Annotated in this window: 10 protein-coding genes; 4 read left to right on the forward strand and 6 right to left on the reverse strand. The window is 66.9% G+C overall.

Annotation, left to right across the window (positions count from 1 at the left end):
* Nucleotides 1-120 precede the first annotated feature (120 nt).
* Both HMPREF9056_RS02640 and HMPREF9056_RS02645 read left to right on the forward strand, forming a co-directional pair.
* Nucleotides 121-2,445: an FtsX-like permease family protein gene (locus HMPREF9056_RS02640; protein WP_009402530.1), complete on the forward strand. Its 2,325-nt coding sequence runs from the start codon at nucleotides 121-123 to the stop codon at nucleotides 2,443-2,445.
* Between the two features lie 8 nt (nucleotides 2,446-2,453).
* Nucleotides 2,454-3,260 (forward strand): ABC transporter ATP-binding protein, encoded by an 807-nt coding sequence (locus tag HMPREF9056_RS02645; protein ID WP_034513485.1) that lies wholly within the window; start codon nucleotides 2,454-2,456, stop codon nucleotides 3,258-3,260.
* A gap of 11 nt (nucleotides 3,261-3,271) precedes the next feature.
* On the opposite strand, the gene HMPREF9056_RS02650 is transcribed toward HMPREF9056_RS02645, so the two are convergent.
* The 3 genes from HMPREF9056_RS02650 to rbfA form a co-directional block, all read right to left on the reverse strand.
* The gene (locus tag HMPREF9056_RS02650; protein ID WP_009402533.1) at nucleotides 3,272-3,565 is read right to left on the reverse strand and encodes a hypothetical protein; all 294 of its coding nucleotides are present in this window, start codon (nucleotides 3,563-3,565) and stop codon (nucleotides 3,272-3,274) included.
* 76 nt (nucleotides 3,566-3,641) lie between these two features.
* Nucleotides 3,642-4,757, reverse strand: coding sequence for a tRNA pseudouridine(55) synthase TruB (gene truB, locus HMPREF9056_RS02655; RefSeq protein WP_034513487.1), 1,116 nt, complete (start codon nucleotides 4,755-4,757; stop codon nucleotides 3,642-3,644).
* Nucleotides 4,758-4,759: 2 nt separating this feature from the next.
* On the reverse strand, nucleotides 4,760-5,302 hold the full coding sequence (rbfA, locus tag HMPREF9056_RS02660) for a 30S ribosome-binding factor RbfA (RefSeq protein ID WP_009402543.1): 543 nt from the start codon (nucleotides 5,300-5,302) through the stop codon (nucleotides 4,760-4,762).
* A 203-nt stretch (nucleotides 5,303-5,505) separates the two neighbouring features.
* Here rbfA and rarD point away from each other — a divergent pair, with 203 nt between their 5' ends.
* Nucleotides 5,506-6,546, forward strand: a complete 1,041-nt coding sequence (gene rarD / locus HMPREF9056_RS02665; protein ID WP_034513490.1) for an EamA family transporter RarD — start codon at nucleotides 5,506-5,508, stop codon at nucleotides 6,544-6,546.
* Here the strand turns inward: rarD and HMPREF9056_RS02670 are convergent.
* The 3 genes from HMPREF9056_RS02670 to HMPREF9056_RS02680 are packed head-to-tail and all read right to left on the reverse strand — an operon-like array spanning nucleotide 6,452 to nucleotide 10,599.
* Nucleotides 6,452-7,270: a slipin family protein gene (locus tag HMPREF9056_RS02670; protein ID WP_009402545.1), complete on the reverse strand. Its 819-nt coding sequence runs from the start codon at nucleotides 7,268-7,270 to the stop codon at nucleotides 6,452-6,454. The two genes, rarD and HMPREF9056_RS02670, sit on opposite strands and share 95 nt — an antisense overlap.
* A gap of 42 nt (nucleotides 7,271-7,312) precedes the next feature.
* A complete protein-coding gene (locus HMPREF9056_RS02675) occupies nucleotides 7,313-8,257 on the reverse strand; it encodes a hypothetical protein (RefSeq protein ID WP_009402546.1) in 945 nt (314 codons plus the stop codon).
* Nucleotides 8,257-10,599, reverse strand: coding sequence for a nitric-oxide reductase large subunit (locus HMPREF9056_RS02680; RefSeq protein ID WP_009402548.1), 2,343 nt, complete (start codon nucleotides 10,597-10,599; stop codon nucleotides 8,257-8,259). The genes HMPREF9056_RS02675 and HMPREF9056_RS02680 overlap by 1 nt, the downstream gene beginning before the upstream one ends.
* 363 nt (nucleotides 10,600-10,962) lie before the next feature.
* Here HMPREF9056_RS02680 and HMPREF9056_RS02685 point away from each other — a divergent pair, with 363 nt between their 5' ends.
* Complete coding sequence (locus HMPREF9056_RS02685; RefSeq protein WP_034513493.1) at nucleotides 10,963-12,534, forward strand: molybdopterin-dependent oxidoreductase; 1,572 nt, start codon at nucleotides 10,963-10,965, stop codon at nucleotides 12,532-12,534.
* Nucleotides 12,535-12,591: the final 57 nt, after the last annotated feature.

The raw sequence follows: 12,591 nt of genomic DNA on the forward strand, positions 1-12,591 counted from the left end.
TCTCAGGACCATCCCCAGGCAACGTTCCTTGACCTTTTTCGACCACCGGTCTATTGTCGATATCGACCGTCAGTCGAATATCGTCCTGAGCGCGTTCCGAAGACAAGGAGGTCACTGCCCATGCTGACGAGACTCCTCAAAGCAGATCTGGCTCGCGGCACCGTTGTGGCCGCCACCCTGACCGCCCTGATCGCCCTGGCATCCATGCTGATGTCGGCCGGCACCTCCCTGGTGGTGGACAGCCTTGCCGCGACGAGCCGGCTGTCCACCCAGGCCAAGTTGCCGGATCTGGTCCAGATGCACGCCGGGACAGTGGACTCCGAGACCATTGACCAGTGGGCCGCGACGCGCAGCGACATCGCCGATCACGAGGTCATCAAGACCCTGCCGGTACCGCGCCAAGAGCTGACGATCAACGGCCGCAACCAGAGCGAGTCCTACAATGAGCCCGCCTTCGTCACCTCCCCCAAGCGCCTCGACCTGCTGCTCGATGATCAAGGCAACCCCGTGGACCCGAGGCCGGGCGAGGTGGTTCTGCCGATCCACTACCGGGCGATCGAGGCCGCCAACGTCGGTGACACCGTCACCGTCACCGCCGGGGGCAGGACGACGACGCTGAAAGTGGTGGGTTTCGCACGCGACGCGCAGATGAATGCCGCCATGATCCCCTCCAAGCGACTGGTGATCTCATCCGAGGACTTCTCCACCCTGGAGCAGCAGATCGCCGAGCCCGAGTACCTCATCGAGTTCATCCTGGCAGACGGCGCCCGCCCCGGATCCGTCATCAACAGCTACAAGGAGGAGGCGGGCCTGCCCAGCAACGGCCAGGACCTCAGCGCCTCGATGATCGAGCTCGCGAATTCCCTGAACACCATGCTCATTGTGGCCGTGGCCCTCGTGGTGGCGATCGTGCTGGCCGTGGTCGCCATGCTCGCCCTGCGCTACACGGTACTGGCGGCCATCGAGTCGGACCTGGCCCAGATCGCCGTGCTCAAGGCCATCGGAGCACCTCACAGCCGGATACGCAGCCTCTACGTGATCAAGTACCTGGCCCTGTCAGCAGTGGGGGCAACCGTTGGCTACGCGGCGGGCCAGCCCCTGGCGACAAAGCTGGAGGTCCCCACGACCCTCTACCTGGGAACGCCGCCCAGGACCGTCTGGAGCGTGGGGATCCCCATCCTCGCGGTGCTGGTTCTGGCCGTGGTCATCGTCGGCTTCACGTGGCTGTCCCTGCGACGCATTGGACGCATCTCGGCGATCGAGGCCCTGCGCAGCGGCACCAGCGCCTCCCTGCGCCCGCGTCGCCAGCGGTGGAGGCTCAGCGGCGTGCGTCGCCTTCCGGTCCAGGTATGGCTCGGCGCACGCGAGGCGCTGCGCCCCTCCAACGCGCTGCTGCTCGGTGTCCTGGCGCTGTGCACCTTCACCATGGTGCTGCCGACCAACGTCTCCACCACCCTGAGCAATCCGCAGGTCGCCACCTATCTGGGAGTCGGCCAGGCGGATCTACGCATCGATGTGCGCACCGGGGTCCAGGACCTGGCCACGGTGGAGAAGGAGATCGATTCCGATCCCCGTGTCACCCGGCACACCACGGTACTGCGCCGCAGCTACAAGATGTCCACGAGTCGTGGCGGCTGGGAGCCGGTGATCATCGATATCGGGAATCACGGAGCCTTCCCCATGAAGTACATCTCCGGACATCGTCCCACCACGGACGACGAGGTCTCCCTGTCCTACAGCCAGGCCAAGGCCACGGGCGCCAAGGAGGGATCCACGGTCACCGTGCAGACCGCCGGCGGGGACAAGGACCTCACGGTCACGGGCGTCTACCAGGACATCACCAACAACGGGAAGACCGCCAAGGCCACCTTCGACGACGGCGCTCCCGCGCTGTGGCAGGTCATCTATGCCGATACCCACTCCACGGACCAGGCCAGCGCCTTCGCCCGTGACCTGAACGAGAGGTACCCGGGCGTCCAGGCTATCGGCATGAACCAGTACGCCTCCCAGTTTTTCGGGGCCACCGGTTCCCAGGTTCACCGCATCACCATGATGGCCTGCGCCATCGCACTGGGACTGTCCTTCCTCATCACCGTCCTGTTCACCGTCCTGATCGTGTCGAGGGAAAGGCCCCAGCTGGGCGTCCTCCTCGCACTGGGCTGCACCAGGGGTGCCATCGCCCGCCAGTACCTCATTCGTTTCGGCGTCCTGGCCCTGACCGGTATCGCCTTGGGGCTGCTGGGCTCCTTCACACTGGGGGCCTCCGCGATCGGGGCGGTCATGTCCTCTCGAGGAGCGCCCGACCCTCAGCTTCTCCCCAACCCGTGGCTGGTGGGACTGCTCCTGCCGGGGGCGCTGCTGGCCACCGTCATCGGCGCGGTCGCCCTGGCACTCAGACGCCTTCGCACCATGTCCCTGTCCACGTCCCTGAGTACCAGCGAGTAAGGAGAACGATGAGCAGCTCCACATCTTCAGGCGCCCGCTCGACGGCCGCGAAGCCTGTTGCACCTCCAGGAAGTCAACCCGTTCTTCGCGCCCAGCACCTGTCCAAGAGCTACCACTCCCCCGTCCTGCGAGACCTTGACATGGGCATCGAGCCGGGGCAGTTCGTTGCCATCATGGGGCCCTCCGGCTCCGGGAAGTCCACGCTGCTGCACTGCCTGAGCGGCATGGACCGGCCCAGCGCCGGCTCGGTGCTCCTGGGCGACACAGAGATCACCACCATGAGCGAGAAGGAGCTGGCGGCGCTACGGCTGACACGCTTCGGATTCGTCTTCCAGCAGGCCCATCTCATGACCACCCTGTGCCTGCTGGACAACATCGTCCTGCCCGGGTTCCTGGCGGGTCTGCGTCCGCGCCCCGAGATCACGGCGCGCGGAGAGGAGCTCATGGAGAGCATGGGGATCGCTGACCTGGCCGCCAGCGGCGTCACCGAGGTCTCCGGGGGCCAGCTCCAGCGCGCTGGCATCTGCCGGGCACTGATCAACGACCCCGGGATCGTCTTCGCCGATGAGCCCACCGGCGCGCTCAACTCGACCACCGCGCTGCAGATACTCAACCTGCTCGGTCAGGTGCACGCCTCCGGGACGACTCTCGTCATGGTCACCCACGACGCCCAGGTGGCGGCCCGGGCCGACCGGGTTCTGGTGCTCGTGGACGGGCGGATCGAGGAGGACCTGGCTCTGGGGCGCTATCGGGAGGCTGAGGCGCCCTCACGCCTGACTACCGTCACCGAGGCCCTCCAGCGCCGCAGCGTGTGACGGAATCAGGATCAGTGACCGCCGCAGCCGCATCCACCGCTGCCTGACGTCGGCGCGGAGACATCACGCAGGCCCAGCAGGTTGCCGGACTTGTGTCCGGGGGTGACACCCTGCAGGGCGGCCCCGCCCATCGCTGTGGTCACCGCCGTGGCAATGGCGACGGCGTCCACGTCCTCGGGGGAGGTCTGCACGGGCGACGGCTCGTAACCCTCTCCCAGAGGCTGGGTCACGGTCGGAGCGTCCGCCCGCTCGTCCTGCTTGCCGTGGCCACCGCATCCGCAGCTGCATCCACCGGTCTGGCTCATCGTGTCTCCTTGAAAGAGTGCTCATTCGTGGTGCCCGCTCGTTCGGGAGGACCTGATGACCTCCGCCGGTCGCGTCTCAGGCCGGGTCGAGAACCAGCACCGGACGCGCGCGCGAGCCTTGAGGCCTCAACAGTGCCACGATCCGCCCGTCGGGGGCGAATCCGGCGACGACATGCTGTCCCAAGGCCTCCTTGGGCCTCACCGGCCCCGAACGACCCACCGGCGCCTCGGCCCGCTCCAGGACCGCGGCGTCGAGCGACTGACCGTGGCGCAGCCCCCGAGCCTCGGACTCGGTGAGAGCCAGCCGCTTGAAGCAGCGCCGGGCCACCTCCTCGAGCGGCATTGTGCTGAGGCCACGCGGATCAGCCGAGGAGGCGTCGGCCTCGACCTCGTCCGACAGCTCCCCAAGCGCATGGGCCTGGCCGACATCGAAGGGGCCGACACCTGTGCGCCGCAACGCGGTCAGGTGCGCTCCGTACCCCAGCGCCCGCCCCAGGTCCCGGGCCAGGGCGCGCACATAGGTGCCCGAGGAGCAGGAGACGACGACATCGAGATCCACGACCTCGATCCGGTTACCGGACCTACCCGTCTCAGCGCCTGCCACGGCATCACCCACCGCCGGATCGGCGAGGTCAATACCGGACTGCCGGAGCTCGCTCGCCAAACTGAGCGCATGGATGGTGACGGGCCTGGCCTCCAGCTCGACGTCCTGCCCGTCACGGACCCGCTTGTAGGCGCGCACGCCGTCGACCTTGATGGCCGAGACGGCGCTGGGCACCTGCTGGATCTGTCCGGTCAGGCCGGCCAGTGCCTTCTGGAGGCGGTCCCCGGACAGGTCGTCGATCCGGCAGCCGTGGACTGCGGTGACCTCGCCCTCGGCGTCCTCGGTAGTGGTCTCCAACCCGAGGCGGATGGTGGCCGCGTAGGTCTTGTCCGCTCCCACCAGGTAGGTGAGGAACCGGGTGGCGCGTCCGATGCCCAGGAGCAGCAGGCCGGTGGCCATGGGGTCAAGGGTGCCGGCGTGCCCCACCTTGCGGGTGGCGGCCAGGCGCCGCGTGGCACCGACGACGTCGTGGCTGGTCAGCCCCTGGGACTTGTCCACCAGGAGGATCCCGTCGGAGGCTGGGACGGCTCCGCGCGGGACGTCGGGGCGGCGCCTGTGCGCACTGTGATGCCTGGAGTACTCGGACACACTCACAGGCTCTCAGTGTCCCGGAAGGCCCCTCGATCAGCCTCCTGCTCGCCGTCCTCGTCGGCGTCGGCGTCAAAGTCGGTCTCAGCACTGATCTCATCGTCGGCCTCGATCCCGGTGCTGTCCTCGTCGTCGTGACGGTAGGGGTCGGCCTCACCCGCATAGGTGGCGCCCTCGGCGGCCTTGGCGATCTGGGCGTCGCGCACCCGGGCCTGGGCCAGGGCGTCCTCGAGGGTCTTGGCGGTCGTGGGCAGGGCGTCGAGCTGGAAGGTCAGGGACGGGGTGAGACGGATCCCCAGGGCCTTGCCGACCTCTGAGCGGATGAGACCCTTGGCCGAGCGCAGTGCCTTGGCCGTCTCCTCACGATCCTCGTCGCTGCCGTAGACGGTGTAGAAGACGGTGGCCTGCTGGAGGTCCCCTGTGACCCGTACGTCGGTGACGGTGACGAAACCCAGGCGCGGGTCCTTGATGCGTCCCTGAAGGAGACGGGCGACGGTCTCGTGAATGCGGTCGGCGACCTTGCGGGCGCGGGCGGCGTCGGCCATGGCGGGGCTCCTTCACGTGCGGGGGCCGGGTCTGTAAGGCCCGGGGTTGAGCGATCGGGACCGATCGGCGCGCCATCCCCGCCCGGAGAAGAACTCTCGTGAGCCCTTCCAAGGCGATCCGGTGCGCCTCACTATGCTACGCGGAGCGGTGATACCGTCATCGTTGCCATCCCCGAGCGCGAACGGATCAGGAACAGATCACAATGGCCTCCTCCCCCGGTGCCTCGTCCTGCGAGCACGACCCCACCGCTGCGCCGGCTCCTCCGGCGGCTGCCACGGCGCCGGCCTCGACGTCGGGGCCGCTGGACAGTACCGGGATGGCCCTGGTCATCGGCTGCTACACCCTGTGGGGCGTCTTCCCCCTCTACTTCCGGCTCCTCTCGGCCGCCGGCAGCGTGGAGATCATCGGCCACCGGATCGTCTGGACGCTCGTCACCTGCCTCCTGCTCATCGCCGCGCGGCATCGTTGGGCGCAGCTGGTTCGAGTGGCGCGCACACCGCGTCTGCTGGGGGCGCTGACCGTCTGCGGGCTCCTGGTCTCGGTCAACTGGCTCGTCTACGTCTACGGCGTCAACACCGCTCGCACAGCCGACGCCGCCCTGGGCTACTTCATCAACCCGCTGGTGACGGTGGCCCTGGCCTCGCTAGTACTGCGCGAGCGCCTGCGCCCCGTGCACCGGGTCTCGATCGTGCTGGCGAGCGCCGCAGTGGTGCTCCTGGTGGTGCTGCAGGGCTCGCTGCCGTGGATCTCCCTGGCGCTGGCCTTCTCCTTCGCCCTGTACGGGCTGGTCAAGAAGCGGATCGGCCCTCAGGTGGACGCTCTGACCGGGCTGACGGTGGAGAGCGCCGTCGTGGCTCCGCTCGCCCTGTCCTATCTGGGGCATCTGGCCTGGCAGGGGCACTCGGCCTGGCAGGCTCCGCAGGCGGGCTGGTCGGTCATGGCCCTGCTCGCCGTAGCGGGGCCGGTGACGGCGGTACCGCTGCTGCTCTTCGCCGCCGGGACCCGGCGCGTGCCGCTGTCGGTGGTGGGAATGAGCCAGTACATCGCTCCCATCACCCAGTTCCTCCTGGCCTGGGCCGTCTTCCACGAGCAGATCCCCCCGGCCCGCTGGGCGGCGATGGTGCTGGTGTGGGTCGCGGTGGCCGTCTTCATCGGTGACGCTGTCCACCAGCTCCTCCGCCATCCTCGTCCGCGTCCGGCAGACCGGTCTGGGAGCCGAAGCGCTCCAGGAGCGGGCCAATGATGTCCATGGGCAGGGGGAAGACGACCGTGGAGTTCTGGTCGGCGCCGAGCTCCAGGAGGGTCTGCAGGTAGCGCAGCTGGAGGGAGGCCGGCGACTTGGAGAGCGTGTCCGCCGCCTGACGCAGCTCCTCGGAGGCCTGGAGCTCGCCGCGGGCGTTGATGATCTTGGCGCGGCGCTCACGCTCGGCCTCGGCCCCACGGGCCATGGCCCGCTGCATCTGCTCGGGGATCTCGACGTCCTTGATCTCGACGACGCTGACCTCCACGCCCCAGGGCTCGGTGAGCTTTTCGATGATGTCGCGCAGGTCGGCGTTCAGGGCGCTGCGATGGGCGAGCACGGTGTCCAGGTCGACCCGACCGAGGACCGATCGCAGTGTGGTCTGTGCGATCTGGGAGGTGGCGATCGCGTAGTTCTCCACCTCCATGACGGCCTTGACCGGGTCGGTGACGTTGAACAGGACGACGGCGTTGACGCGCGCCGGCACATTGTCCTCCGTGATGACCTCCTGGGGCGGGATAGTCAGGGTCACTACTCGGGTGTCGACCCGGACCAGGCGCTCGAGGAAGGGGACGACCAGGTGCAGGCCAGGTTCGTAGACGGGCCGCAGGCGCCCCAGCCTGAAGACGATTCCCCGCTCGTACTGGGTGATGATCTTGAGCGAGAGCGCCAGGGCGAGCACCACGAGGACGGCGAGCGCCGTGAAAGCGACTGCGGGAGTAGTCATGGAGAATCCTTCAGAAAGGTGGTTATCTGGATTGGGTCCGGGTCATCTGGCCCTGGTACCGGTGGCCTCGTTCCACGCCGAGGACCACGAGCGTCTGGCTCCGCCGCGAACCTCTTCGCGCACACCGTCCGGACCCGGCTCGACACCGGCGACCGGCACACGTTTGCGGGTGCGCAGGGCGGAGACACGGCGCAGCTCGGGCTCGCCGGCGGCCGCGAGCGGTCCGCCATCCGCCTTTCCGGCGTCGTCGGCCCCGGCGATGAAGGAGACGTGAGCGGTCCGCCCCGATGCCGCGGCACGCGCCTGAGCGGCGGCGATCGCCTCGGCGGCCTCACGCACCGAGCGGTAGCCCGAGGGACGCGAACCGATCGTCACCGGCACGGGCCCGGTTGAGGCACTGCTCGCGGAGCGACGGGCCTCCTCGGCCTCCCGGTACTCCTGGGAGCCGACGTGCGGCAGGTGGGCCGGAGCGTTGTCAGGAGTGTTCCACAGGTGGCGGGCTAGTGGCAGGACTCCTGTGACGATGACGATGACGGAAGTCGTGCCCAGGACGATGAGGTCACCGGTGGCGTGAAGGGCCACCATGAGCAGCAGCGGAATGAAGACGCCGACGCAGGCGATGACCAGGCCCACGCCGCGGTGGAAGCGTCCGGCGTCGGAGTAGGGCCACGGGTCGACGGGCCGGGTGATCTCCCGCGGACCAGGGGTGGGCGAGCAGCTGTCCTTGGACGGGCAGCGCCCGCAGATCGCGTGGGCGCCCTCGTAGCGGATGACGCGCTTGTCCGGGTCGAAGGCGGTGGGCCACAGCCACTGGTCCTCATGGCACCTCCAGCCGTCGACGTCGTCATGGTAGACGAAGTCCGAGTGGCGCCAGGACATCGAGTGCCGGGCGCTGCGTGAGCCGAGGACGTCCACGACCCACGCAGCGGCCAGCATGATGAGCGCGTAGACGGCGATGAGCCACACGCTCAGATCGGGTGAGCCCATCAGTCGTTCAGCTCCGCGCGCTCGCCGCGCCAGGCCTTGCGCCCGCCCTTGATCTCCTCGTAGAGGGAGTCCTCGGCGAAGGTGTCCACCGTCCGTCCGCGACGCCAGTTCCTCAGTCCCAGGAAGGCGATGTAGAGGTAGGGCAGGACTCCGCCGATGATGAAGATGAGGTCTCCTGGCATCCGTCCCCACTCGATGATCGTGTTGACCGAGTTGGTGACGTAGGTGAGCTGGCGGGCCTCGTAGTAGCCCGTGCCCACCGAGTAGCGCAGCTGAAGGATGCCCAGCGGCAGCAGGGTGGCGAAGCACATCCAGGCCAGGCCGATGTTGAGGCTCCAGAAGGAGGTCTTGGCGAGCTTCTCGGGCCATTTGTCGGCCGGCACCAGGTAGCGCAGGGCGAACATTCCCAGCGCCAGCGCCATGAAGCCGTAGACGCCCATCATGGAGGCGTGGGCGTGGTTGGCCGTCAGCGCGGTACCGATCTCGTAGTAGGACACGATGGGCAGGTTGACCAGGAAGCCGAAGACACCGGCGCCCAGGAAGTTCCAGAAGCCGACGGCCATGAGGAACATGACGGCCCAGCGGTGCGGGAAGGGTCCCGCCTCCTTGCCGTGGCGGTTGGCGCCGAGCTGCATGAAGGCCCAGGCCTCCACCGTCAGGAAGGTCAGAGGGATCACCTCGGCGGCCGAGAAGAAGGCGCCCAGGGCCATGTGCTCCACCGGCGTCCCGGAGAAGTAGAGGTGGTGCATGGTGCCGATGACGCCGCCTGCGGAGTACAGGATGATGTCCATGAAGATGATGCCCAGTGCGATCTTCTCCCGGACAACCCCCAGGAGGACGAACACGTAGGCCACCATGACGGTGGTGAACAGCTCGAGGAAGTCCTCGACCCACAGGTGAACCACCCAGAAGCGCCAGAACTCGGCGACGGTGACGTGGGTGCCGGTGCGGGCCATCATCCCCACGGCGTAGAAGGCCGGGATCGCCAGGGCCGCGAACATGAACATCCAGGGCATGTTGGCCACGTGCTCATTGCTCAGGCGCCGGCGCATGGCGCGCCAGATGATGAACACCCAGACGAACAGGGCCAGGGTGAGCAGCACCTGGAAGACGAAGGGCAGGTCGAGGTACTCCCACTGCTGGGCGAACAGCGGCCCCTTGGCCCAGCTCAGGCCGTGCTGGCTTGCCCCCTCGGCCAGGCAGGAGAGAACGACGACGACCGTGGCCGCGATGAATAGGACCCATACCAGCACGTGCTGCTTCTTCGGCTCGCGCCTGGCGATGAACGGGGTCAGGAACAGGCCGGCCGCGAGCAGGCCGATGGCGGTCCAGAACAAGGAGAGCTGGACGTGCCAGGTTCGGGCCAGGGAGAAGGGCAGGAGCCGGCCCAGGTCGAAGCCGAAGAAGGACAGCACGTCGGCCCGATAGTGCTCGGCCAGTGCGCCCAGGAGCGTCTGGACGAGGAACAGGGCGGCGATGGTGAACACGTACCAGGCCACCACCCTCTGCGACTTGGTCAGCCCGATCTCCTCGGGTTGCCGGAAGGACAGGGCCGGGGCCTCCTCCGAGTGCCAGCCGATCTTCTGGCTCCAGCGGCCGTAGATGGCGAACATGACCCCGGTTCCGCCGATGAGGACGATCAGTGACAGGACCGACCAGATCATGAGGTCACCGGTGGGCGCGTTGCCGACCAGGGACTCCGGCGGCCAGTTGTTCGTGTAGGAGTAGTCGTGCCCCGGGCGCTGCGCCGACGAGCCCCATGCGGTCCAGCCGAAGAAGGCAGTCACCTGCTTGACCTGGACGGGATCGGTGATGAGATCCGGCTTGAGGCCATGGCTGTGGGCGTCGGGGCCGAACATCTTGGTGTAGTGGGCGACGGCGTCGTTGTAGGCCTTGACCTGCTCATCGGTCCACACCAGTGTTCCTGTGGAGGAGTCGTAGCGGTTGGTCCGCAGCATCTCCTTGGTGGCGGCGGCCGGGTCGTCGACTCCCTGGGAGGCGAGCTGCTCCTTGACGTTCGTGGCCTCCATACGAAGGTACTCGGCAGTGAAGTCGGGACCGAGGTAACCACCGTGCCCCAGGATGGAGCCGTACTCCATGAGGCCTCTGGCCTGGAAGAGCTTCTGCCCCTCGGTGATGTCCTGCGTCGTGAAGAGGGTCTCGCCGCTCTCGGTGACCACCCTCTCCGGCTGAGGCATGGAGTTGGTGTAGGTGCGATAGGCCAGCAGGCCCATGACAGTGAATCCGAAGAGCATGACCAGGGCGACTCCCTGGATCCAGCCCTTGCCAATGAGGCGAGCGCGTCGGGAGGCCGCCCCCTCAGTCGTGGCAGCGGATGACATGAGAATACCTCCGTGTATCTCAGGAGACTGCGGATGTCTTCCGCGTCTGGCAACCACCGTACAAGCCTCACAGGGCGTCTTCATGGACCAAACCGGTACTTCTCCGTCAGTACACCGACCGATCGGCCCCATTTCATCAGATCTATCCCATATATATTCAACACGTGGAACAGATCGGCATCCGAGGCGCCGGCAATTTTGGCAATCATCGTTTTTGTTATTTAAGCAAGGCGACCTTAATCGGCACCCGCACGCCGGAGACGTTGATCACAACACATCGTCACCATCCCCTACATAGAACCGATAAGTGGCAGTACAATAGTCCGTAAGGCAAGTCTTTCACCCCATCCGTAAGGCACGATGATGTCCTTTCTGCCCCTAGCCGCACAGACCGCCAACGACGTCGCCCAGCAGTGCGTCGACACCGAGACCTTTCCACTGTGGCTGCGCGTCACCCACTTCATTAACTTCCTCCTTATGGGTGTCCTCATCCGCTCCGGTATCGAGATCATCGCCTCGCATCCGCGCTTCTACTTCAAGGACCAGTGCGAGCCCGGCTCCGAGTGGATCCGGTTCACCAAGGACAAGGTGCCTCTTGAGGAGGGAGCCTTCACCGCCCGGGACGACCAGCGAGACCTCTCCCCCCTTCTGTCGTTGCCCGGCCGGGCCAAGATCGGGCTGGGGCGCGCCTGGCACGGGATAGCCACAAGCTTCTGGCTGCTCAACGGCGTCATCTACGTCGCCTTCCTCGTGGGCACCGGTGCCTGGCAACGTCTGGTTCCCACCACGTGGCAGATCCTGCCCGACGCCTGGGACTCCCTGCTGACCTACGCGCACCTGCGCACCCCGTCCTTGTGCGACTTCACCCCTTACGACAGTCTTCAGCAGCTGGGGTACTTCTTCATCGTCTTCATCGCCGCCCCGCTGATGATCGTGACGGGCCCGGTCATGTCTCCCGCCGTCGTCGGGCGCTTCCCCTGGTACGCCAAGATGTTCGGTGGCCGCCAGGCCGCTCGCTCCCTGCACCTGATCGGCATGTTCAGCTACCTGGGCTTCGCCATCGTTCACGTGGGCCTGGTGTTCATCGTGCACGCCCCCCACAATCTCACCCACATCGTCTTCGGCTACTACGACCCCAACCGAGTGGGCCAGGCCTACGTCACCGTGATCGCGACGATCGTCGTCGTTGTGGCACTGTGGATCGCCATGTCCTACTGGACGCTGGCAGACACGCGCCGCAGCCAGCGGATCCTGTGGGACGCCACACGGGGGATCCGCCGCATCACGGTGGACCGCTTCCGCTCGCAGCAGGCGGTCAAGAGGCCATGGACGGAGAAGGACATCTCCAAGTTCCACTGGGTCAACACCCGCACCCCCTCGCGGGAGGAGTCCCCGGAGTACCAGGAGCTGGCGGCGAACAGCTTCGCCGACTTCCGCCTCGAGGTGGGCGGCATGGTCTCGACGCCGGCATCCTTCTCCCTCGAGGAGCTCAAGGAGATCGCCAGCCAGTCCCAGATCACCATGCACACCTGCATGCAGGGATGGACCGGCATCGCCAAGTGGACGGGGATCCGTGTACGGGACCTTCTCGAGCATGTTGGTGAGATCGATCCCGAGGCCGGATGGGTGATGTTCGAGTCCTTCGGCATGGCCCAGCACATGCACGACGGGCGCCCGGTCGAGCCGTACTACACGTGCCTCTCGCTGGACATGGCTCTTGAGGATGACACGATCCTGGCCTGGGCCCGTAACGACGAGCCGCTCTCGGGCATGTTCGGCGCCCCGTTGCGCCTGCGCTGCGAGTCGAGCCACGGATACAAGATGATCAAGTGGGTCCGGTCGGTGACGCTGATCCGTCACTACAACGATGTCGGTGACGGCATGGGCGGAACCCGCGAGGACTCCGGTTACCAGGACGTCAACGCGCGCATCTGACGGCGCGAGGTCACTCGATCGTCCTTGAGACGGTCGACTGGAGACAACAGTTGACGG

This window comes from Actinomyces sp. oral taxon 170 str. F0386 (assembly GCF_000195595.1).
In the GTDB taxonomy this organism is placed as follows: Bacteria; Actinomycetota; Actinomycetes; order Actinomycetales; family Actinomycetaceae; genus Actinomyces.